This window comes from Rothia nasimurium, from assembly GCF_014217215.1.
Lineage (GTDB): Bacteria > Actinomycetota > Actinomycetes > Actinomycetales > Micrococcaceae > Rothia > Rothia avistercoris.
Map to the genome: position 1 here is coordinate 2,371,738 of NZ_CP056080.1, position 20,997 is coordinate 2,392,734.

Below are 20,997 nucleotides of genomic sequence, written 5' to 3' on the forward strand. Positions count from 1 at the left end.
ATGGCCGTCGATCCGCAGCACACCCAGATTAAAGAGACCGCTTTTGCGTTGGCCCGTAAGTTTGGGTGGGCGCTGGAGTACAACGGTGGGTTGGAGCTCGACGGTGAGTTCCTTGATGATGCCGATCTGTCGGTGGAGCACTCCGAGGACGGCGTACAGGTGGAGTACGTGCTCAATATCAGCTATGCCGATTCCACGGCCTACGGCTATACCCTGACTCGCGAGGCGGCGAGCGCGCCGTCGTCCGCTTTTGGGGCCGGTGTGTTTGGTCAGGACGCCGACAGCCAGACCCCTGCACCCAGTAGCTTTGGTGCCGGGGCTAGTTTTGGCCTGGGATCTTTCGCCACAGATGGCCTGCCGGGTGAGAATGCGGTGACCCTGGCTGAGAAGTATTACATCACCACGCTGGCTGAGCTGATTGAGGCTGTGGAGGCGAAACTAACCGCTCTGGCTATCTAGAAGAGGTTTCTTTTTACCACCCTGCGCGCCTTTTTGAGTATCTCAGCACCTAAAAGGTAAGGTTGCTTAAAATTCCTTTGATCCCAGGAGGGCTCCCATGGCTGACTTTACCTACACCGCCGCCTACCCCTACGCCGAAGAAACTGTGCGCACCTGGTTTATGCGCCCGGGTGCCCTGACCCGGGCGACCCCTCACTGGGCTGGGTCGGTGGTTGAGGAGGGCAGTCCTCAGGAACCGGGAAGTACCGCTCATACCCGGGTGGCCCTGCCGCTGACCTCGGGCCTGCTGACCCTGCCGTGGGCAGCTCGCCACACTCGGGCGTCCGCCGATTCCTTTACCGATGAGCTGGCCCGCGGCCCCCTTTCGGTCTGGGAGCACACCCACGATTTCCTGCCCACCCCGGGTGATACGGTGGTGCGTGACAGTATTACTTTTAGGGTGCTCCCCACAGCCCCGATACCCGCAGAAAAGGTGGCAGCTAGCGCCGAGCGACTGGCTCAGGTGGCTGCTCAGAAACAGCTTGAGAAGGTTTTTGCTGCCCGCGAGCGCCGTATCCGCGCTGATCTTGATTTCCAGCAGCGCTATGAAAGTGACCCTCTGACGGTAGTGGTTGCGGGCGCATCGGGCATGGTCGGCCGTCAGGTGGTTACCCTGCTGACCGGTGGTGGGCATACGGTGCGCACGCTGGTGCGCCGTACCCCTAAGGCGGAGCACGAGTTCCGCTGGGATCCCTCTGCCGGTGAAATTGATACTGCCGCTTTTGAGGGTACGGACGCCGTCATCCACCTGGGCGGGGCCAGCATCAACCAGCGGTTTACCGAGGAGAATAAGCAGAAGATTCTTGATTCCCGTGTTGAGTCCACAACCCTGCTGGCAACAACTCTGGCTGAGCTTGTGCAACAGAGGGGTGCGGACGCTGCCCCGCAGGTTTTCGTCTGCGCTTCGGCGGTGGGGTTTTACGGTGCTGACCGGGGTAATGAGGTGCTCACTGAAGAAGATAGCGCCGGGCGTGGCTTCTTGGCGGAGGTGTGCCAGGCATGGGAAGCTGCCTGCCAGCCTGCCCACGAGGCTGGGCTTCGAGTAGTTAACGTGCGTACCGGCCTGGTGCAGTCTGCCCTGGGTGGCATGTTGCGCCTGCAGCTTCCGGCCTTCTTGAGCGGAACCGGTGGTTGGATTGGTTCAGGTAAGCAGGTGCAGAGCTGGATTAGCCTGGACGATATTGCCGGTATCTACGTGCACGCTGTCCTCACTGAAAAGTTAGAGGGGCCGGTAAATGCGGTGGCACCCACACCGGTGACAGCTAAGACTTTAGCGAAGACGGTGGGTAGGGTGCTGCGCCGCCCCGTCCTGCTACCTATCCCTGCTGCCGTACCTGCCCTGGCCCTAGGGCAGGAGGGGGTTAAGGAATTAGCGCTAGCAAGCCAGCGCGCCAGTGCCGATAAGCTGCTGGCCAGCGGTTACGTTTTCTTTGAGCCAGAACTTGAGCAGGCCCTGGCCCATGAGCTCGTCCGCTAGTTTTCTTATTCACCGAAACGTCACCTAAAACAGCGGCGGGGCGGTACGAAGCGGGCTATTCTGTTGAATGACACACATCATCATTCACCGAGCGAAAGATTAGCATGTATTCTTCTCTCTCCCGCCGTCTTGCTGGCCTGGCCGCAAGTGGCGCAACCGTTGTTGCCCTGGTTGTTGCCCCCGTTCCGGGTGCAGGTGCAGCCGATACCACCACCCTGACCCTGCTGAACATTAACGACTTCCACGGTCGTATTTCCAGCAGCATCGCTATGGGCCTAGCCAACACCATCCAGACCGAACGTGCAGCTGCCACCGATGGCTCCCTGCTGCTGTCTGCTGGCGATAACGTGGGGGCTTCTCTCTACGTTTCCAGCGTTCAGAAGGACCAGCCCACCCTGGACTACCTGAACGCCCTGGGCCTCTCAGCCAGCGCCGTGGGTAACCACGAGTTCGACGCCGGCATGGATGACCTGATTAACCGCATCATCCCCGCGTCCTCTTTCACCTACCTGGGCGCCAACGTTCTGAAGGCTGACGGCACCCCCGCCCTGGAGCCCTACTACACCACCGAGGTCAATGGCACTACCGTGGCCGTCATTGGTGCTGTCACCACCGAAACCCCGCAGCTGACCGACCCGTCAGCGCTGGCGTCCGTACAGTTCACCGACCCCATTGAGGCCGTGAACAAGTACGCCGCGCAGCTCTCCGACGGCGATGCAAGCAACGGCGAGGCCGACGTCATCATCGCTGAGTACCACGAGGGCGTAGACACCTCAGCCCCCGAATCAGACGCGATTATCAACCAGACCAGCGCCGCTGTAGACGCTATTTTCACCGGCCACACCCACGCCGAATACGTCATTGACGGCGCGATCCCCGGCCAGGCTGGCAAGACCCGCCCCGTTATTCAGACCGGCAACTACGGCGATAACCTGGGCAAGGTTGTGCTGACCCTGGACGCCAACAAGAACGTCACCGCCTACTCCTCCGAGCTGGTCAAGCGCATGAGCGCCCCCACCGCTGAAGAAATTGCAGCCGACCCCGTGCTGGCAAACGTCAACACCATCATCACCGACGCTAACGCCTACGCCACCGAGCAGGGTTCTGTTGTGGCGGGCCAGGTCAGTGCCCCCATCACCACCGGTTTTGACTCCGCCAAGGAGACCCAGGGTGGCTTTGACATGCGCAACTACGAGTCCACCATGGGCCACCTGGTTGCCGACATGTACCTGGCTGCCGCTAACTCCACCGGCCGCACCCCCGCCGACATCGGCATCGTCAACCCCGGCGGCCTGCGCGATGAGCTGCCCGGCGGCCTGCGCACCTCACTGGGTCTAGCTGTCAACAAGAACGTGCGCGTCATGGACATCGTCAATGTGACCCCCTTCGCCAACAACCTCTGGACCACCGAACTCACCGGCGCCCAGCTCAAGACCGTGCTCGAAGAGCAGTGGCAGCAGAACTCAGCAGGCGAGATGGCAACCCGCCCCTACCTGCAGCTGGGCTTCTCATCGAACGTCACCTACACCTACACCGGATCCCCCGACGCTGAGGGCTACGCAACCCGCGGCTCCAACGTGCTCGATGTGTACGTCAACGGCAAGAAGGTTGAGGACGCCGACACCTACACCGTCGCTATCCCCAGCTTCCTGCTGGGCGGCGGCGATAACTTCGGCACCCTCTCCCAGGGCACCAACGCCAAGGACACCGCCCTGGTAGATTCAGACGCTTTCGTTTCTTACTTCAAGAACGCTGGCACCGTTGACCCCAACTTTGCCAAGCAGGCTGTGCGCGTGGCAGATCTGGCTGAGAGCTACGACGTCAACGGCACCCTGAGCTTCTCCCTGTCTGACCTGAACGTCCGTAGCTACGGCGTGCCCGCTCTGACCGAGCTGAAGGTTACCGTGGGCGACGTTGAGGTTGGCACCGTCGCTGTTGCTGAGGACGGCACCGCGGCAGTTTCCCTGGACCTGGCAGGTATGGGCATCACCAACGGCACCCACGAGATCCTGCTGACCGATGCGACCGGCGTTGCTGGCACCACCGTCCGCCTCTCCGCGAACTTCACCGGTGCAACCGCTGAGCCTACCCCTGCCCCCTCCGAGGAGCCCACTGCGGCACCTTCTGAGGAACCGACTGCAGCTCCCTCCGAGCAGCCCACCGCCGCTCCTTCTGCTGAACCGACCACCGAGCCCACCGTGGCTCCCAGCTCCGACAGCACCGTCGTAGCGCCCGCCCCCTCAGCTACCGCTTTTGAGTACGAGAACTGCGCCGCTGTGTGGGACGACCTGGGTCGCCCCATCAAGTCCGATGAGGCTGGCTTCCACCAGGGTCTAGATGCTGATAAGGACGGCGAAGGTTGCGAGCAGGACCCCAACTACACCAATAAGGCTGAGGACGGCAGCGACATCAGCAATGCCGGCTCTTCACGCCAGGAGTCAAGCAGCTCTTCCTCTTCGACCGGCAGCTCACTCGCTAACACCGGTTTCACCGCTTCTATGATTGCCGGTGCAGGTGCGCTAACCCTGCTTGCCGGTGGTGCTGCCCTGGTGGCTAACCGCCGCCGCAAGGCCTAAGAGTTGGCTTTCGTAGGCTAGATACCGCGATTGCGCTAAAAACCTAGTCTGCCCTCACGAAGGGACCAGATTACTCTGAATTGTATGTGTTGTGTACAAGGACTATCGGAGCAATCTGGTCCCTTCTCTTTCTTCTGCCCACTACCATGGACACTATGCCCCTCGATTACCTTTCCACCCTCGCTCTATCGCCTACACGCACACTTGCCGCGGGCGTCCTCACCGCCGAGCAGACGGGAACCCAGCTCAGCCTCTTCGGCTGGTTCTTCTACCCCCTGCTCTTTCTCGCAGTGGGCCTGGCTATCTTCTGCGTGCTCACCGTGCACCGCCAGCCCCACCTGAGCGAGACGCAGAAGCTCAAGTGGCTGCTCTTCACCCTCTTTATCCCCATCGTGGGCCCCCTGGCCTACTGGCTGCGCATGCGCGCTGACCGGCGTGAGCGCACCGAAGGAACAACCGCTCACTCTGAGAGCGAACCGGGCGGGCAGTAGGTAGCACAGCCTGCAGGCAGGCGTAGAGTGAGAGGTGACAAGACCACTTCACTCAGGAGACCCCCGTGCCTATCACCGTCAAAGCTCTGCAAAAATTTGGCCCCGACCAGCCCTTCAAAGTCACCGAAATCGAGCGTCGTGACCCCCGCGAGGACGATGTCGTCATCAAGATTGAGGCAGCCGGCATCTGCCACTCCGACATTCACACCATCCACAACGAGTGGGGCGAAGCCCACTTCCCCCTGGCTGTAGGCCACGAGATTGCGGGTACTGTTGAGGCCGTTGGCTCTGCCGTCACCAAGTTCAAGGTGGGCGACCGCGTGGGTGTTGGCTGCCTGGTCAACTCCTGTGGCGAGTGTGAGCAGTGTGCCGCTGGCTTCGAGAATAACTGCCTGAACGGCTCTGTGGGCACCTACAATTCCAAGGACGTGGACGGCACCATCACCCAGGGTGGCTACGCCCAGAAGGTCACCGTCAATGAGCGCTTCGTTCTGCGCATTCCCGACGCCCTGGATTTCGACGTGGCAGCGCCCCTGCTCTGCGCCGGCATCACCACCTACTTACCCCTGGCCCGCTGGGGCGTTAAGCCCGGTATGAAGGTAGCCGTGATGGGTCTGGGCGGCCTGGGGCACATGGGCGTGCAGATTGCTGCCGCTATGGGCGCTGAGGTCACTGTGCTCTCCCGCAGCCTGAAGAAGGCGGACGCCGCCGCCAAGCTGGGTGCCTCCCGCACCCTGGCAACCACCGATGAGAACTTCTTCACCGACCACCGCGGTGAGTTCGACCTGATTCTCAACACCATCTCAGCCCCCATCAGCCTGGACGCCTACCTGGGTCTGCTCAAGCCCCGCGGCATTCTCTCGGTTGTTGGCCTGCCCCCGGAATCCCTTGACGTTCACATGTTCAGCCTGGTCGGCGGCGGCAAGGTGCTGACCGGTAACAACATCGGCGGCATTCCCGAGACCCAGGAGATGCTGGACTTCTGCGCCGAGCACGGTATCGGCGCCGTCATCGAAAAGATTGGTGTGGACGAGGTTGATGCCGCCTACGAGCGCGTTGTCGCCGGCGACGTCCAGTTCCGCGTGGTGATCGACACCGCAACCTTCGACAGCGCTGAGGTCAGCGCCTAGCCGACCACCGGCGTCCTCATCTTGAGGTAACTAGGGCCCCGCCCACCAAAGTGTGCGCGGGGTCTTAGCCTGCCTAGGGCCGCCGGGCAGTATTCTTAGGAACAACACAAACCTATTTGTTCCCCGAGGAGATTTCTATGGCCGGTGGTTTAGCGGCTCTCTTAGATGACGTAGCGGCTCTCGCCAAGCTGGCAGCCGCAAACGTGGACGACGTAGCAGCAGCAGCTGGCCGCGCCAGCGTGAAGGCAGCCGGTGTAGTGGTGGACGACGCCGCCGTCACCCCGCAGTACGTGCGCAATATCGAACCCAAGCGCGAGCTGCCCATCATCAAGAAAATTACGGTAGGGTCCCTGCGCAACAAGCTGGTCTTTATTCTTCCTGCAGCCCTGCTGCTGAGCCAGTACCTGCCCTGGATGCTCACCCCCCTGCTTATGCTGGGCGGCACCTACCTCTGCTTTGAGGGCGCCGAAAAGGTCATCGAGATGTTCTCGAAGAAGGAGCACGCCGAGGAAGAAACTCCTGCGGTGGTGCAGGGTGAGGACGCGGAGAAGAAGATTATCTCGGGGGCTGTGCGCACCGACTTCATTTTGAGCGCCGAAATCATGGTGATTGCCCTGAACGAGGTTGCGTCTGAGGGCTTCTGGGCCCGCGCCGCTATTCTGGCTGTGGTCGGTATCGGCATTACTCTGCTGGTGTACGGTGCTGTGGGTCTGCTGGTCAAGATGGACGACATCGGCCTGGCGATGGCTCAGCGTGAATCTGCCGGGGCGCAGAAGTTTGGCCTGGGCCTGGTGAAGGCTATGCCCGTGGTCATGAAGGTTATTTCTGTCGTGGGTACGTTCGCCATGCTCTGGGTCGGTGGCCACATTATTCTGCTGGGTCTTTACGATATGCACTGGTGGGAGGCTCCCTACCAGTTCGTGCACCACCTTGAGGAGTACGGCCACCACCTGCCCGCCCTGGGCGGAGTAGCAGCCTGGCTGATCAACACCTTCTGCTCTATGGTGATTGGCCTGATCTGGGGCAGCATTATTGCCGCCGTGGTCCACTTCCTGCCCGGCAAGAAGCACCACTAGGCTTTGTAGCTCCTCGTGTAGGGGTTCTACAGGCTCACGCTCGCCTCTATAAACCCCTCCCCTAGTTTGTACCGTGCCCTGCCCGCTTTTAGCGTCAAAAGCGGGCAGGGCGCGGTACATTTCAAAAGTAACTGTGGCACTGACCGCCAAATGTGCCGCTGGTACCGCCACATTTGGCGGCCGTCGGCACATGCACCTTCTGGCCAGTGCCGGGGAGGCGAGCAAGAGCACCTGCGCCCGTCGTGGCGCCCAACTGCCGGGCAAACGCGTATCACAGAAGTGCCACGGCCCCATTTTCAGGCACGAAAAAACCCGCCCCCTAGCTCTCACTAGGAAAAACGGGTTTTTCTTCTCTGTGCGCAAGGGGGGACTTGAACCCCCACGATCTTGCGATCACTGGCACCTGAAGCCAGCGCGTCTGCCAATTCCGCCACTTGCGCATTATTCATTTTTTATCGTTGCTGAATGAGCAACGAAGATAACTATACACAGCCCATCAAGAAGATGTCCAACCGGATTTAAGTGTCCTCAACCACACACAAACCAGAAAGGCGCCCAAAACCAGCGTGCGGGCGTCCGCTCCCCACCCTAGAACCCGTGAGATAGCAGGGCTTTACCAGGTTTTCCCGGGGAGTTTTTACGGTTATCCACTAGACTAGAAGCTTAGGCTGTGCGCATACCCTGCGCAGCGAATCAGCTCGAGCACCCGCAGAACACGGCGCGGTGCGCCCGTAGTTTTGTGTTGAAGGAGGCAAGCATGGGGTTCATCGACAGACTTGAACAGGGCCTAGAAAAGGCCGTGCGTGGCACCTTCAGCAAGGGCGGCACTTTTGAGCCCGTAGATATCGCTAACCGGCTCCGCACCGAGATGGACAACAAGGCCTTCTCCGTCTCGTCCGGGCGTACCATCGCCCCCAATAACTTCACCGCCGAATTTTCTGCCAGTGACTTTTCCCGGGCCCAGCAGTGGGGTGTGCCCCTGGCTGAAGAGCTCTGCGACGTGGTCATCCGCCACGCCCGCGACCAGGGTTACTCCCTGCGCGGGGCGGTGCGCGTGACCTTCTCGCTCAACAACGAGCTTGAACCGGGCAGCTTCGACATCACCAGCGCGGTGAAGAAGATGCAGGCCCCTCAGGACGAACCTGCCCCTCATACAGCGGCTGCCCATCCGGCGTCCGCCCAGCAGCAGCTGCCCACGCGCATCACCCGCCCGGCAGCGCCACCGCGCACCGAGCCGGTGCCCGCCCACCAGCTACCGCAGTCTCGCCGCCCCGCCCCCACCCCCCAGGTGGTGCTCGACATCAACGGCGAGCGCGTTGTGGTGCGCGATTTACCGGTCACTCTGGGGCGCGGCTCCAATGCAGATATCACCGTTGAAGATACGGGTGTCTCACGCCGCCACCTCGATATTGTGGAGCAAGATGGCACCTACTTGGCGGTTGATTTGGGGTCCACGAACGGTTCTTACCTCGACGGTAAGCGCCTGCACGGCCGGGCTGAGCTGCGTAACGGTTCTGTGATTGAGATGGGCCGGGCCCGTATTGTTTTCCGTCTGATGGTTCGTAAGGGGTAGCTTGTGGCATCTGAAATTACCGTGACGGTTTTGCGTTTTGCCTTTTTGGGCCTGCTGTGGCTGTTTATTTTTATGGTTCTTGCTGCGTCGCGCCGCGATCTGGGTGTGGGGCGTAATATCCGCACTGCGCGGGCTCAGTTTGAGGACGCCGCTGTTGATGCGCCGGTTGCTCCTGCGACTCCCGCTCACCCGGCGCCGGCGGCTGCCCCTCCGGCACGTCCGTCCCTGCTGACGATTGTGGACGGCACTCAGGCTGGGGCTACCATGCGCCTGGGCGATAGCCCGGTGACGATTGGCCGCGCCACCGATATTGAGGTGTCTTTGCAGGACGATTACGCTTCGGGCCGTCATGCCCGTCTTTTCCCGCAGGGGTCGCGCTGGTTCCTTGAAGATATGGGGTCAACCAACGGCACTTTTGTGGGTGATACCCGCCTGACCCGTGCCACTCCGATTGAGGCTGGCCAGCTCTTTAGGGTTGGCCGCACCACCATGCAGCTGAAGGCCTAGTGCATGAGTATCGCTTTCCGTTTTGCGGCCCGCTCCGATGTGGGGCGAGTGCGCTCTAAAAACGATGATTCGGGGTATGCAGGCCATTACCTGGCGGTTGTTGCCGACGGTATGGGCGGGTATGTGGGCGGCGACGTTGCGTCGGCGACCACGGTGCTTGATTTGACCCCTCTTGACCGGGCAGGTTTTGAGGGTAATGCCGGGGTGTACCTGGCCGATGAGATCGTGAATGCCAATATCATCATGAATGAGCTGGTGGCGCTGAACCCGCGTTTGGCGGGTATGGGTACCACCTGCACGGCTCTGCTGATTGATGGCGACCGCATTGAGATGGCCCATATTGGTGACTCGCGCGCCTACCGCCTGCGCGACGGCGTGTTTGAGCAGGTCACCACCGACCACACCTTTGTGCAGCGCCTGCTGCAAGAGGGGCGTATTAGCCCCGAGGAGGCTGAGGCTCACCCGCACAAGAACGTGATTATGCGAGTGCTGGGCGATGTTGATGCCTCCCCCGAGCTTGAACTTCGCACCCTGGACGCCGTGGTGGGCGAAAAGTGGGTGCTGAGCTCTGACGGCCTGGACGCCGTGGTGCAGGTAGCTGAGATTGAGGCGGTCATGCGCTCCACCGGCGACCTGCAGCAGGTGGTCGATATTCTGACCGATATGACCCTGGAACGCGGCGCCCCCGATAACGTGACCGTGGTGGCTCTGCAGGTCATTAGCGAGGATTCCCTATCTGCGGCGATTACCGCCCCGCAGCCGATTATTCCGGTGCGTAAGTACGGTAAGGACGGTGAGCTGGTGGGGGTTTACCCCACCGTGGAGCAGGAGGCCGCTGAGCCCGCCTCCAGCGACAGCGAGGCAGAGGGGGCAGACGCCGGTGAGCCGGTAGACGAGGACGGCGAGCACCGCGCCCCCTGGCGCCGCCGCATGCCCCAGCATGCCAAGATGCGTAACGCCCTGCGCCACGGCAAGTGGCGCGGCGAATCCTTCACTGACGGCGTGCTCAACACCATGACGGTTAAGGCCGGGGTGGACGCCGCCACCGCCACCACCGGTGACGGCGAGGACGAGCCGACCCCGGCGTCCGTGCTGCGCCAGGAGCTCTCGGAGCGACCCCACGACCTGGTGGGAGCTGCCGCTAACGCAACCCAGACCGGTATGATTCCGGCGGTGACAGCCCGCACAGCCCAGAACATCAGCACTCTCTCGCAGCAGCAGGCCACCCAGACCCTGGAACCCGCTGAGCTGCCCGAGGAATACCGGGTTGCCCTGAGCAACGAGGTGGCACCGTCGCCCCACCGCTGGCCCATGCGGGTCTTCGTGGTGGCCCTGACCCTGGCGGTTCTCGCGGCGAGCGCCTGGAGCTTCTTCGCCTGGACCAAAACCCAGTACTACGTGGGTGTTAAGGACGACCACGTGACGGTGTTTAACGGCATCAACCAGTCCCTGGGGCCGGTGAGCCTGAACAGCGTGGTGGAAGAGACCGATATTGAGGTCAGCTCCCTACCGGAGTTCTCCCAGTCGCTTCTGCGCAGCACTATCACCGCCACGAGCCAGGACGAGGCTGAGCAGATCGTGCAGAACCTGCGCGACCAGCTACCGGCTACGGTCACACCGGGAACCGTCACCACGGCGGAGCCCACCCCGAGCGCCTCTGCCAGTGTCTCGGGTGAGCCGAGCCCGGCATCCGAAACCAGCCCAACACCCGATACCAGCACAACCACCCAGGGAGGTAACTAGTGAGCGCTTCATCTGCCGCACCTGCGGTTGAGCTGCCCCGCTCCCGCCGACTGACCGAACTGGTACTCACCGTGCTCGCGGTGTTGCTCTGCCCTGTCGCCATGTACCTGGTAGACCCCGAAGCGGCCCTGGAAAACCGCATGTGGGTACAGGCTCTTACCGTTCAGGGTGTGGGCGCCCTGGTACTGCATGCCGTTATGTATATGCGGGCCCGCTACGCCGACCCCTTTATTCTGCCGATTGCTGTGGCTCTCAACGGGCTGGGTCTAGCCATGATCTACCGTATCGACCTGACCACCACCGCTAACGCGGGGGCGGCCCAGCTCATGTGGACCGGCGTAGCCATGATTGCTTCAGCCGTGGTGCTCTTCTTCCTGCGCGATCACCGGGTACTGCGGAAGGTCACCTATATTTCTCTGGCTGCCTCGATTGTGCTGCTCCTGCTGCCGCTGCTACCGGTCATCGGTACCGAAATTAACGGTGCCCGCATCTGGATTTCACTCGGCGGCCGCACCTTCCAGCCCGGTGAAGTCGCCAAGATTACCCTGGCCATCTTCTTCGCCGGTTACCTCTCAACCCACCGCGACCTGATCATGCTGGCCGGTAAGCGCATCGGCCCGGTACGCCTGCCCCGCTTCAAAGACCTGGCCCCCATGTTTATCGCCTGGTTCGTCTCGCTAGCGGTGCTGGTTTTCCAGCGCGATTTGGGCTCGGCTATCCTCTTCTTCGGCATCTTCCTGGCCATGCTTTTCCTAGCGACCGGAAGCCTCACCTGGGTTGCCCTGGGCCTGCTCTTTGTAGCCGCCGGCGGCGTGCTGGCCTACAACTACATCTCCCACGTCTACTACCGCATCAACTCCTGGGTCCATGCCTTTGATCCCGAGATTTACAACCAGCCCCTGGGCGGCTCAGGTCAAATTGTGCAAGGCCTCTTCGGCCTGGCCTCTGGCGGTCTGTTCGGGCGCGGCTGGGGCAACGGCCGCCCCGACCTGGTCTCATATTCCAACTCAGACATGATTATCACCGCCCTGGGTGAAGAACTGGGCCTACTGGGCTTGGGGGCTATCCTCATGCTCTTCCTGCTGCTAGTCTCCCGCGGCTTCCGCGCTGCCCTGGGCACCCGCGACGCCTTCGGCAAGCTCCTGGCAGCAGGCTTCTCAGCCCTCATCGTGATCCAGCTCTTCGTGGTAGTTGGCGGCGTGACCCGCCTGATTCCCCTGACAGGTCTGACCACCCCCTTCATGTCGGCCGGTGGCTCCTCCCTGCTCTCAAACTGGGTCATCGTAGCCATCCTGCTCGCCATCTCCCACACTGCCCGTGCCCCGCACGTGGTAGAAGAGTTCGACGAGGCAGACAGCATCGACTACGAGGGCTACGAGCCCGAGGGCGCCACGTCCGTCATTTCTAGAATTACCGAAACCAACCGTTCAGGAGGTGCTCGCGGTGAATAAAGCTATCCGCCGGGCATGGATTGCTGCGGCCTGCGTCTTCGTGATGCTGCTGGGCACCCTGACCTATATCCAATTCTTTGACGCTAAAAACCTGCAGGCCAACGCCTGGAACTCCCGCACCCTCTACGAAAGCTACGGCTCCCAGCGCGGGTCCATTGTGGTTGACGGCGTCGAGATCGCCTCGTCCGTAGAGTCGAACGACGGCTACGCTTTCCAGCGCACCTACTCCCAGCCCGAGCTCTACGCGGGGCTCACCGGCTACTTCTCATCCATCTACGGGGCAACCGGCCTGGAATCTGCCATGAACGACCAGCTGTCGGGCAACTCCGACGCCCAGTTCTACGACCGCCTGGCCCAGATGTTCACCGGCAACACCGCCCAGGGGGCCAGCGTTGAGCTGACCATCGACAGCGAGCTCCAGCAGCTGGCCTACAACCTGCTGGACGGCTACAAGGGCTCTATCGTGGCCCTCGACCCCAAGACCGGCGAAATCCTGGCTATGGTGTCCACCCCCTCCTACGACCCCAACACCCTCTCGTCCCACAACGCCGAATCGGTGCTGGCCCAGTACGCGGCCCTCAATGAGGACGCCAACCACCCGCTCTACAACCGCGCTATCGCGGGCGACACCTACGCACCCGGCTCACCCTTCAAAATTATTGACGCCGTAGCCGCCCTCGAATCGGGTAAATACAATGCGGACTCGGTGATTCCCAACCCTCAGAACCTGACCCTGCCGAACACCACCGTCACCCTGCCCAACTACACCGGCGGCCAGTGCTCAACCCGCACGTCCGCCACCATCGAGTGGGCCCTGGCGCAGTCCTGCAACACCCCCTTTGCCCAGATTGCCATGGACCTGGGCGAAGAAACCATCGCCCAGACCGCCAGCAACTTTGGCTACGGGCAAGACCTCCAAATCCCTCTAGCTGTGTCACAGTCAGTCTTCCCGACCAACATGGAAGACAGCCAGCTAGCACAGGCGTCTATTGGTCAGTACGATGTGAAGACCACCCCTTTGCAGGTTGCTATGATGAGCGCAGCTATCGCGAACGACGGTGTGCAGATGAAACCCAACCTGATCAGGTCGGTTAAGTCCCACAACCTCAGCTCGCTATATGAGTTCTCAGCTGAGGAGCTACGACGCTCCACCTCAGCCGATATCGCCAACCAGGTAACCGATTGGATGGTAAACGGCGTGAGCAACGGTATCGCCTCGGGCGCCGCGGTCAGCGGGGTCCAGGTGGCCGGTAAAACCGGTACCGCTGAAATTGGAGACACGGGGTTAAACAACTCCTGGTTCACCGGTTTCGCTCCAGCGGACGACCCGCAGGTAGCTATCGCGGTAGTCTATGAAGGTGTAGACGCCACAACAGGGGCGCAGCTTGCTGCTCCCGCAGGTAAACAACTTTTTGAGGCGGTGTTGAACAAGTGAGGCCTTCGGTAGATGTGACTCTTGGTGGTCGCTACACCCTGACCGAGCGTATCGCAATTGGCGGTATGGGCGAGGTCTGGAAGGCGCGCGATAAGGTCTTGGGCCGTACCGTCGCCGTAAAAATTCTGAAAGAGGAATATACGGGCGACCCCGGCTTCCTTGAGCGTTTCCGCGCCGAAGCCCGCCACACCGCCCTGCTCAACCACCCCGGCGTCGCCAACGTCTTTGACTACGGCGAAGAGGACGGCTCTGCCTACCTGGTCATGGAGCTCGTACCCGGTGAGCCGCTGTCTAACATCATTGAGCGCGACAAGCAGCTACCTGCTGACCGCATCCTCAACATCATGGCACAGACCGCCCGCGCCCTGGCAGCCGCTCACGCCCAGGGGCTCGTGCACCGCGACGTGAAGCCCGGCAACCTGATTATCACTCCGGACGAGCGGGTGAAGGTCACCGACTTCGGCATTGCCCGCCTGGCTGACCAGGTACCCCTGACCGCCACCGGCCAGGTCATGGGCACCGCCCAGTACCTGGCTCCTGAGCAAGCAACCGGCCAGCAGGCCACCCCCTCCTCAGACATGTACTCCCTGGGCATCATCGGCTACGAGTGCCTAGCGGGTAAGCGCCCCTTCACCGGTGAATCGCAGATCGCCATTGCCCTGGCACAGGTCAACGATCCGCCACCGCCCCTGCCCAAGGACGTCCCCGCCCCCGCAGCAGCGCTCATCATGTGCCTGCTCTCCAAAGACCCAGCGGACCGCCCCGAGACCGCCACCGCGCTGGCGTCCGCCATTGACGCCATCCGCCGCCGCGACATCCCGGCCGCCATCAAAGCTGTACCGCCCCTGAGCAAGTTCCTGCCTCAGGGGGCAGATACCCAGGCCACCCAGGTCATGACGGCCCCCACCGCTGTAGCCCCCGCGGCTGCACGTTTCGGTTCGGGAGCCCGCTACGAGCCCGAGCCCACCACAGCTCGCGTACCCAGCACCCCGGTCGCCGCCTACCCGGCAGCTGAAACCCCGGCAAAGAAGAAGAGCCCCTGGGGCTGGGTTTCCCTGGTGCTTGCCCTCCTCTTGATCGCCGCCGTTGTCTGGTTTGTACTAGCGGGAAGTAACCGCTCTAGCACCCCCAGCGACGGCACCCCCACCGCCTCGGGTACCGTCTCAACCGTCAGCGCTTCACCCACCACCGAAGAAGCCAGCGCGGCAGAGACCCCCACCCGCATCGAAATTGACTCAGCAAGCTATGAGGGCCGCCCCCTCGATGAGGTCGTCAACGAACTCACCACCCTGGGCTTCTCAACCCGAACCACCGGCGTCACCTCTGAATCTGCCGTAGACACGGTACTCTCTGTTTCACCTACCGGCAGTGTAGAAATGGGTGAAACCATTACCGTGCAGTACTCCACCGGCCCCAAATCAGTGACCCTACCCAGTAATCTGGAGGGTACAGACTCTGAAGAGGCCATCAACGCGATTACTGCCCTGGGCGTTAACGTGCAGATTCACTTTGAAGAAAGCAGTAGTGCCCGCGAAGGAACCGTCCTACGAACCAGCCCCACCTCGGGATCCCGAGTTGAAGTAGGCAGTAGCGTAGACGTCTACGTAGCCAAGGCACCCGCGGAAAGTGCGTCAGCAACGGCCTCCGCCTCACCGAGTGCTTCAGCACCACAGTCAGATACCGCCTCAGAAGCAGCCTCACCGAGCGCTGATTCGACCGGCAACTAACTCCACCGGAAATGATGGGTGAATACATGGACCAGCAGGTTCCTGAAACTATCGATCAGCGCTACGAGGTCGGAGCCGTTATCGGCTCCGGCGCCATGGCGACCGTCTACGAGGCGGTTGATACACGCCTGGGGCGTAAGGTTGCCCTCAAGGTCTTGCGGACTGAGCACGCTCAGGACGTCATCTTCCGCGCCCGTTTTCAGCGCGAGGCAGAGGCCGTCGCGGCACTCAACCACCGCTCTATCGTGGGGGTCTACGACACCGGCTCCTTTGATATTCAGGTAGGTAGCTCCGAGGTTTCTGTGCCCTTCATGGTCATGGAGCTGGTTCAGGGCACCACCCTGCGCGACGCCATGTCACGCGGCGAGGTTGACCAGGCCCAGGCCCTTGCCTACGGCGTGCAGATTCTCGAGGCTCTCGACTACAGCCACAGCGCAGGTATTGTGCACCGCGACATTAAGCCCGCTAACGTCATGATTCTGCCGCAGACGGCAGAGGACCGTGAGCTAGGTGAGCCCGGTCAGATTAAGGTCATGGACTTCGGCATTGCCCGTGCCGCCGAAGAAGCCGGTGATGCCCTAACCAAGGCCAACACCGTCATGGGTACCGCCCGCTACATCTCACCCGAGCAGGCTCGCGGTGAGACCGTCGATGCCCGCAGCGATGTTTACTCAGCTGCCTGCGTAGTATACGAGATGCTGGCAGGGCGTTCACCGTTTGACGCCCCGACCAATGTAGAGCTAGCCGGTAAGCACCTGAGCGAAACCCCTCAGCCTCCCAGCGCCTTCGCCCTCGAAGAGGTTTCCCCGGCCCTCGACGCAGCTGTGCTCAAGGGCCTGGCAAAGAACCCTGCTAGCCGTTACCAGAGCGCCGGTGAATTCGCGTCCGCCCTGAAAGATGCCGAGGGCGGCATAGTTTCTGGTGAGGACCAGGATCCCACCGAAGCTACCGCTGCCTTTAGTGCAGCTTCTATCGGTGCAGGGGCTGCTGCTGGCGCTGCCGCTGCCAGCTCGCGTGAGACCGAAGAAGCTGGCATTGGTAGCTTCTTTGACAATGCTCAGTCTGAATACACCGACGAAGAACTCTACGGTTACGGCTACGGCCAGGACCCGGCTAAGGCTCGCAAGAAGCGCCGCCGCAGCGCCTGGAGCAAGGCTCTCACCACTATGCTCATCCTCCTGCTGGCAGCTTTCGGCGTAGGCTCTGTGCTCTATTACCAGGCCAAGCTCAATGAGGTTCCCGTGCATGTGGTTCCCGCGGTTCAGGGCATGACCAAGGAAGAAGCCGAAACCCAGCTACGCAACCTGAACTTCACACTCAAGTTTGAAGAAGAGCACTCTGACACCGTAGAAAAGGGCTCAGTCATCAAGACCTCGCCTGTGACCGGTCTTGAGGCTGAAGAGGGTACGGAAATCATTGTGACCGTATCGTCAGGCCCTGCTGTGCTCACCGTTCCCGCTAACCTCGAGGGGCAGAGCGAGCAGTACGTACGCGAAGCCCTAACGGACGCCGGACTCACTCCTGGCCGTACCACCACCGTCAACAGCCCCACCGTTCCTGCCGGTATGGTTGTGGGTGTAACCCCCGGCTCTGGCGAACAGGTAGACGCCGGTTCAACCGTCGATATTATCCTCTCCAACGGTAAGGTCGAGGTTCCCAGCCTGGTTGGCCTGAGCCGTGATGCCGCTATTGCGGCGCTGACCGCCTCAGATACTCTGCTGAGCACCAATATCGAAACCGTTACTACTACCGCCCAGCCCGCTGGCACCGTTATCTCGCAGAGTGCCACCCCGGGTACTCTCATTGAGCAGGGCTCAACCGTAACGATTCGCGTGGCAGTTGCTCCTGCACCAACTAGTGCCCCTGTAGCTACCACTGCTCCTAGCGCAGCAGCTACGACCGCTCCTAGCTCCGCAGCAAATCCTGCACCCACTGCTGCGGCAACGGCTCAGGCAACTCAGCAGACTGCACCGACTGCCCAGGCAACTCCGAGTGCAGCGGCAACCGCAAACGGTAATGACGACAACTAGGCGTCACTAGCCAAGCGTAAAGCCGCCCTCCCCGCTGCGGGGAGGGCGGCTTTGTTATAAGGGTTTTTGGGTTTCCACGTTAGTAGGGTTAGGCTGCCGGTTCAATAAGAGGGGAGAGAGTCGCTCCCAGGGCAGCTGCACCTTCTAGGCCGACTTCTTCTAGCCAGTTGCCGAGTATGAGATAGCCACCTTCAGTGAGCACTGATTCGGGGTGGAACTGTACGCCGTGCAGGGGGGCGGTAACGTGGCGCAGGCCCATGATGATGCCGTTATCGGTATTGGAAGTAACCTCTAGCTCAGCAGGCAGGGTGGCAGGTTCAACGGCGAGAGAATGGTAGCGGGTGGCGGTGAAGGGGCTGGGCAGGCCCTTGAAGACGGACTGGCCGGTGTGCACCAGCTGGGATGTCTTACCGTGCATGAGCTCGGGAGCGTGGCCCACAACCCCGCCAAAGGCTTCGGCGAGGGCCTGGTGGCCCAGGCAGACGCCGAGCAGGGGCTTGTTAGCGGTCTTGGCCCATTTGATCACGTCGATGATGACGCCCGCTTCGGCAGGGTTGCCGGGGCCGGGTGAGACGAGCACGCCGTCGTGCTCCTGGGCGAGGGCGATGGTCTCGTCAAGAGTCAGTTCGTCGTTACGGATGACGGTAGTTTCAGCGCCGAGCTGCTGGATGTAACCGACCAGGGTGAAGACGAAGCTGTCGTAGTTATCGATGACGAGGATTTTAGTCATGGCACCTGCCCTTTCGTGATGGTGTCTTGATTCTATCGCACGGGGTGGGGCGGGCGTCCGGTGCTTATTGCTCTATGGTCACGTCGGTGTTGAAGGGGCTGTATTCGGCGAAGTGGGGGAAGACGTATTCCATGAGCAGGTAGACGGCGGCAGCTATGAGGGCAATAGCGATGATGATGCGCAGCCACAGGGGGCCGGGTAGGTGACGGAAAATCCAGGCGTACATGGGGTTCCTTGGGGTGGACGGCGGTGGTTGGCTTTAGCCGGCGATGGCGGCGATTTCTTCGGGGGCACCGGCTTCAGCCGGCTGCCAGCTGACAAATTCGGCGTGAACAATGTAGCGTTCGGTGTCGCCGTAGCGGGGGTGGCAGCTGGTCAGTGTGAGTAGGCGGCGGTCAGCGTCAGCCGCCGGCGCTTCGGGGTTATCGGGGTTAGGGGCGATTACCTCTACCTGGGTGGGGAGCACAATCTTGTGCTCGTAGACCCGATAGGTGTAGTAGCCCTCAGCGGTACGCACGTAGATGTTGTCGCCGCTTTGGAGCAGGTCGATATTATCGAGGACCGCACCGTTGGTTTGGCGGTGACCCGCTAGGGCGAAGTTTCCGTATTCGCCGGGCATCTGGCTGCTGGGGTAGCGCCCTAGCCCCAGGGTGTCGAGCACGTCGGTGCCTACGCCTTCGGCGAGAGGCCGGGCGTAGTTTTGACCCAGGCGGGGAATATAGACCACGCCGTAGGCCTGCCCGTAGGCAGGCGGGGAGACTACCGGCGGATCAGCGGGGTCATAGTCGGGTACGACGTTTTCGGTTGCTGTTCCCTCACCAGTAGTAGCAGAGACAGAAGTTCCACTACTGCTATTGAACTCTTGAATGAGGCTGTCGACGGCTTGCTGCTGGGTGCGGTTGGCGTCGATGTTGGTCCACCAGAGCTGCCAGGCAACGAACAGGAGCAGGATAAGACCCGCCGTGATTAGAAGTTCGCCGACGATTTGAATAACCCATTGCAGGGGGGTGCGACTAGCAGGGGGACGCGCGCGGCGGCTAGCGGTAGGGGCTGCTGTGGTCACATCTCACCTCGGCGTGGGACAGTTACTGGGGGCTGTTTAATGTTAGAACTTTTTCAGGTACTACGGTTAAAATCGTGTCTAAACCGTAATTTTTATAATCTGCCCGGGAGCGCGCTCCCCTACTGGAGGAAAAGTGGCTGAGTCGAAGTCTATTCGTGACGAGGATTTTGAAGAGGCGGAGCTACGCCGCGTTGCTGAATCGATGTACAGCGACGATGATTTCCCGTCGCCGACCCCCCTCTGGTATCGCGTGATTATGTTCGCCATGATTGTGATTGGCGTGCTGTGGATTATTACCTTCTACATTTCCCAGTCGGTGTACCCGATTCCGGGTATCGGTAACTGGAATATCGGTATCGGCATTGGCTTCATGATGGTGGGTCTGATTATGACCACCCGCTGGCGCTAGGTGCCGCTGTGGCTGAGAAGAAACCTGAGACAACCAACCCCTCGAACCTAGCGCCGGTTGATCCGAACGAGACGCTGGATCAGCGCGCCGATATTCGTGCCGCCCGGTTTGAGACCAAGCTACGCCGGTGGGCACTGTTCGGTGTGGTTGCTGCTGTGGCTATTTATTTTGTGTGGCAGGCGGTGGCGGGCTAGGGCCCTGCCCCAGCGGCGGAGAAGGTAGCCGGAGAGCCAGTAGGGTTTTAGTAAAACCGGTGAGCGCCCCGGGTTCCAAAAGGCCGCGGAGCGGAATCGAAAGGAAAGTGGCTAGGAGCGTCCTTTCCCTTAAAGCAACCTGCCCTCCCCTACTGTAAGGCAGAGGAGGGCAGGGCTACACAACACCTATCAGCTCAAGTTCAGCTGATTTTGCACCTTGGCTTGGGTATATGTCTCAAGCAGTGTGCTTTATCTCGTCAGCGTTCTCACGCTGGGAGTCTGATTACGCTTCGGGAGCGGTGAAGGCTACATCGAGGTTGATGACGACCTTATCTGAGACCAGCACACCACCGGCCTCAACTGCAGCGTTCCAGGTGATGCCAAAGTCCTTGCGGGAGATGGTTGCTGAGACAGATGCACCGGCGCGGGTAACACCGAAGGCGTCGACGACTGCACCGGTGAATTCGCCGGTGAAGGTGACGGGGCGGGTTTCACCCTTGATGGTGAGGTTACCTGCGATGGTCAGGTCTTCGCTGTCGAGATCAAAGGAGGTTGACTCGAAGGCCATGGTGGCGTGAGCGTCTGCATCGAAGAAGTCTGCACTGCGCAGGTGGCCGTCACGATCAGCGTTGTTGGTGTTAACCGAGGCGATCTGTGCGGTTGCCTTGATGGTGGAGTCTGCGATGTTGTCAGCGATGACGAGCTGGGCGTCGACCTGTTCGAAGGTGCCGCGCACCTTGGTGATGCCTGCGTGGCGCACGGTGAAGCCCACCTCTGAGTGTGCTGAGTCATAGTTCCAGGTGCCTGCGGTGAGTTCTGCCATGATTGTGCCTTTCAAGCGGACGGTTTGTTTTCAACAGTTATTACTTTACAAGTAAAGTTTTACT

At 61.1% G+C, this 20,997-nt stretch carries 19 protein-coding genes and 1 tRNA gene; 15 read left to right on the top strand and 5 right to left on the bottom strand.

Annotation, left to right across the window (positions count from 1 at the left end; genetic code table 11):
* The 6 genes from HWU94_RS10720 to HWU94_RS10745 all read left to right on the top strand — a co-directional run bounded on the left by HWU94_RS10720 (position 1) and on the right by HWU94_RS10745 (position 7,248).
* Complete coding sequence (locus HWU94_RS10720) at positions 1-459, top strand: hypothetical protein (protein ID WP_185173713.1); 459 nt, start codon at positions 1-3, stop codon at positions 457-459.
* A gap of 97 nt (positions 460-556) precedes the next feature.
* A complete protein-coding gene (locus HWU94_RS10725; RefSeq protein ID WP_185173714.1) occupies positions 557-1,975 on the top strand; it encodes a TIGR01777 family oxidoreductase in 1,419 nt (472 codons plus the stop codon).
* Positions 1,976-2,079: 104 nt separating this feature from the next.
* Positions 2,080-4,551, top strand: a complete 2,472-nt coding sequence (locus HWU94_RS10730; protein WP_185173715.1) for a 5'-nucleotidase C-terminal domain-containing protein — start codon at positions 2,080-2,082, stop codon at positions 4,549-4,551.
* Between the two features lie 155 nt (positions 4,552-4,706).
* A complete protein-coding gene (locus tag HWU94_RS10735) occupies positions 4,707-5,042 on the top strand; it encodes a PLD nuclease N-terminal domain-containing protein (protein WP_185173716.1) in 336 nt (111 codons plus the stop codon).
* A gap of 65 nt (positions 5,043-5,107) precedes the next feature.
* On the top strand, positions 5,108-6,172 hold the full coding sequence (locus tag HWU94_RS10740) for an NAD(P)-dependent alcohol dehydrogenase (protein ID WP_185173717.1): 1,065 nt from the start codon (positions 5,108-5,110) through the stop codon (positions 6,170-6,172).
* A gap of 137 nt (positions 6,173-6,309) precedes the next feature.
* A complete protein-coding gene (locus HWU94_RS10745; protein ID WP_185173718.1) occupies positions 6,310-7,248 on the top strand; it encodes a DUF808 domain-containing protein in 939 nt (312 codons plus the stop codon).
* A 356-nt stretch (positions 7,249-7,604) separates the two neighbouring features.
* On the opposite strand, the gene HWU94_RS10750 is transcribed toward HWU94_RS10745, so the two are convergent.
* Positions 7,605-7,688 (bottom strand) — tRNA-Leu (locus HWU94_RS10750).
* Between the two features lie 317 nt (positions 7,689-8,005).
* Here HWU94_RS10750 and HWU94_RS10755 point away from each other — a divergent pair.
* From HWU94_RS10755 to pknB, 7 genes are read left to right on the top strand one after another with little or no spacing between them, the layout of a single operon-like run.
* Positions 8,006-8,821 (top strand): DUF3662 and FHA domain-containing protein, encoded by an 816-nt coding sequence (locus tag HWU94_RS10755; RefSeq protein ID WP_185173719.1) that lies wholly within the window; start codon positions 8,006-8,008, stop codon positions 8,819-8,821.
* 3 nt (positions 8,822-8,824) lie between these two features.
* On the top strand, positions 8,825-9,328 hold the full coding sequence (locus HWU94_RS10760; protein WP_185173720.1) for an FHA domain-containing protein: 504 nt from the start codon (positions 8,825-8,827) through the stop codon (positions 9,326-9,328).
* A 3-nt stretch (positions 9,329-9,331) separates the two neighbouring features.
* The gene (locus tag HWU94_RS10765; protein WP_185173721.1) at positions 9,332-11,071 is read left to right on the top strand and encodes a PP2C family serine/threonine-protein phosphatase; all 1,740 of its coding nucleotides are present in this window, start codon (positions 9,332-9,334) and stop codon (positions 11,069-11,071) included.
* The gene (locus HWU94_RS10770) at positions 11,071-12,522 is read left to right on the top strand and encodes an FtsW/RodA/SpoVE family cell cycle protein (RefSeq protein ID WP_244955970.1); all 1,452 of its coding nucleotides are present in this window, start codon (positions 11,071-11,073) and stop codon (positions 12,520-12,522) included. Before HWU94_RS10765 ends, HWU94_RS10770 begins: the two co-directional genes overlap by 1 nt.
* Positions 12,515-13,957, top strand: a complete 1,443-nt coding sequence (locus tag HWU94_RS10775; RefSeq protein ID WP_185173722.1) for a penicillin-binding protein 2 — start codon at positions 12,515-12,517, stop codon at positions 13,955-13,957. The genes HWU94_RS10770 and HWU94_RS10775 overlap by 8 nt, the downstream gene beginning before the upstream one ends.
* Positions 13,954-15,684, top strand: a complete 1,731-nt coding sequence (locus tag HWU94_RS10780; RefSeq protein ID WP_185173723.1) for a protein kinase domain-containing protein — start codon at positions 13,954-13,956, stop codon at positions 15,682-15,684. The genes HWU94_RS10775 and HWU94_RS10780 overlap by 4 nt, the downstream gene beginning before the upstream one ends.
* A gap of 26 nt (positions 15,685-15,710) precedes the next feature.
* Positions 15,711-17,714 (top strand): Stk1 family PASTA domain-containing Ser/Thr kinase, encoded by a 2,004-nt coding sequence (gene pknB / locus HWU94_RS10785; protein WP_185173724.1) that lies wholly within the window; start codon positions 15,711-15,713, stop codon positions 17,712-17,714.
* Between the two features lie 88 nt (positions 17,715-17,802).
* Here pknB and HWU94_RS10790 read toward each other — a convergent pair whose 3' ends face one another.
* The 3 genes from HWU94_RS10790 to HWU94_RS10800 all read right to left on the bottom strand — a co-directional run bounded on the left by HWU94_RS10790 (position 17,803) and on the right by HWU94_RS10800 (position 19,507).
* Entirely contained in the window at positions 17,803-18,444 is a 642-nt protein-coding gene (locus HWU94_RS10790) for an aminodeoxychorismate/anthranilate synthase component II (protein WP_185173725.1), read from the bottom strand.
* A 64-nt stretch (positions 18,445-18,508) separates the two neighbouring features.
* Positions 18,509-18,670, bottom strand: coding sequence for a hypothetical protein (locus HWU94_RS10795; protein ID WP_185173726.1), 162 nt, complete (start codon positions 18,668-18,670; stop codon positions 18,509-18,511).
* A 33-nt stretch (positions 18,671-18,703) separates the two neighbouring features.
* Positions 18,704-19,507: a class E sortase gene (locus HWU94_RS10800; protein WP_185173727.1), complete on the bottom strand. Its 804-nt coding sequence runs from the start codon at positions 19,505-19,507 to the stop codon at positions 18,704-18,706.
* A gap of 133 nt (positions 19,508-19,640) precedes the next feature.
* Between HWU94_RS10800 and HWU94_RS10805 the strand changes: the two genes are divergently transcribed.
* Together HWU94_RS10805 and HWU94_RS10810 are read left to right on the top strand one after the other, a co-directional pair.
* Positions 19,641-19,916 (top strand): cell division protein CrgA, encoded by a 276-nt coding sequence (locus tag HWU94_RS10805; protein WP_237197782.1) that lies wholly within the window; start codon positions 19,641-19,643, stop codon positions 19,914-19,916.
* 8 nt (positions 19,917-19,924) lie between these two features.
* Positions 19,925-20,110 (top strand): long-chain fatty acid--CoA ligase, encoded by a 186-nt coding sequence (locus tag HWU94_RS10810; protein WP_185173728.1) that lies wholly within the window; start codon positions 19,925-19,927, stop codon positions 20,108-20,110.
* 283 nt (positions 20,111-20,393) lie between these two features.
* Here HWU94_RS10810 and HWU94_RS10815 read toward each other — a convergent pair whose 3' ends face one another.
* A complete protein-coding gene (locus tag HWU94_RS10815) occupies positions 20,394-20,933 on the bottom strand; it encodes a YceI family protein (protein ID WP_185173729.1) in 540 nt (179 codons plus the stop codon).
* Between the last annotated feature and the right edge of the window lie 64 nt (positions 20,934-20,997).

Excerpts from the sequence above, each read along its gene's own strand:
- HWU94_RS10720 (WP_185173713.1), top strand. The coding sequence starts at position 1 with ATGGCCGTCGATCCGCAGCACACCCAGATTAAAGAGACCGCTTTTGCG.
- HWU94_RS10725 (WP_185173714.1), top strand. The coding sequence starts at position 557 with ATGGCTGACTTTACCTACACCGCCGCCTACCCCTACGCCGAAGAAACT.
- HWU94_RS10730 (WP_185173715.1), top strand. The coding sequence starts at position 2,080 with ATGTATTCTTCTCTCTCCCGCCGTCTTGCTGGCCTGGCCGCAAGTGGC.
- HWU94_RS10735 (WP_185173716.1), top strand. The coding sequence starts at position 4,707 with ATGCCCCTCGATTACCTTTCCACCCTCGCTCTATCGCCTACACGCACA.
- HWU94_RS10745 (WP_185173718.1), top strand. The coding sequence starts at position 6,310 with ATGGCCGGTGGTTTAGCGGCTCTCTTAGATGACGTAGCGGCTCTCGCC.
- HWU94_RS10755 (WP_185173719.1), top strand. The coding sequence starts at position 8,006 with ATGGGGTTCATCGACAGACTTGAACAGGGCCTAGAAAAGGCCGTGCGT.
- HWU94_RS10765 (WP_185173721.1), top strand. The coding sequence starts at position 9,332 with ATGAGTATCGCTTTCCGTTTTGCGGCCCGCTCCGATGTGGGGCGAGTG.
- pknB (WP_185173724.1), top strand. The coding sequence starts at position 15,711 with ATGGACCAGCAGGTTCCTGAAACTATCGATCAGCGCTACGAGGTCGGA.
- HWU94_RS10790 (WP_185173725.1), bottom strand. The coding sequence starts at position 18,444 with ATGACTAAAATCCTCGTCATCGATAACTACGACAGCTTCGTCTTCACC.
- HWU94_RS10795 (WP_185173726.1), bottom strand. The coding sequence starts at position 18,670 with ATGTACGCCTGGATTTTCCGTCACCTACCCGGCCCCCTGTGGCTGCGC.
- HWU94_RS10815 (WP_185173729.1), bottom strand. The coding sequence starts at position 20,933 with ATGGCAGAACTCACCGCAGGCACCTGGAACTATGACTCAGCACACTCA.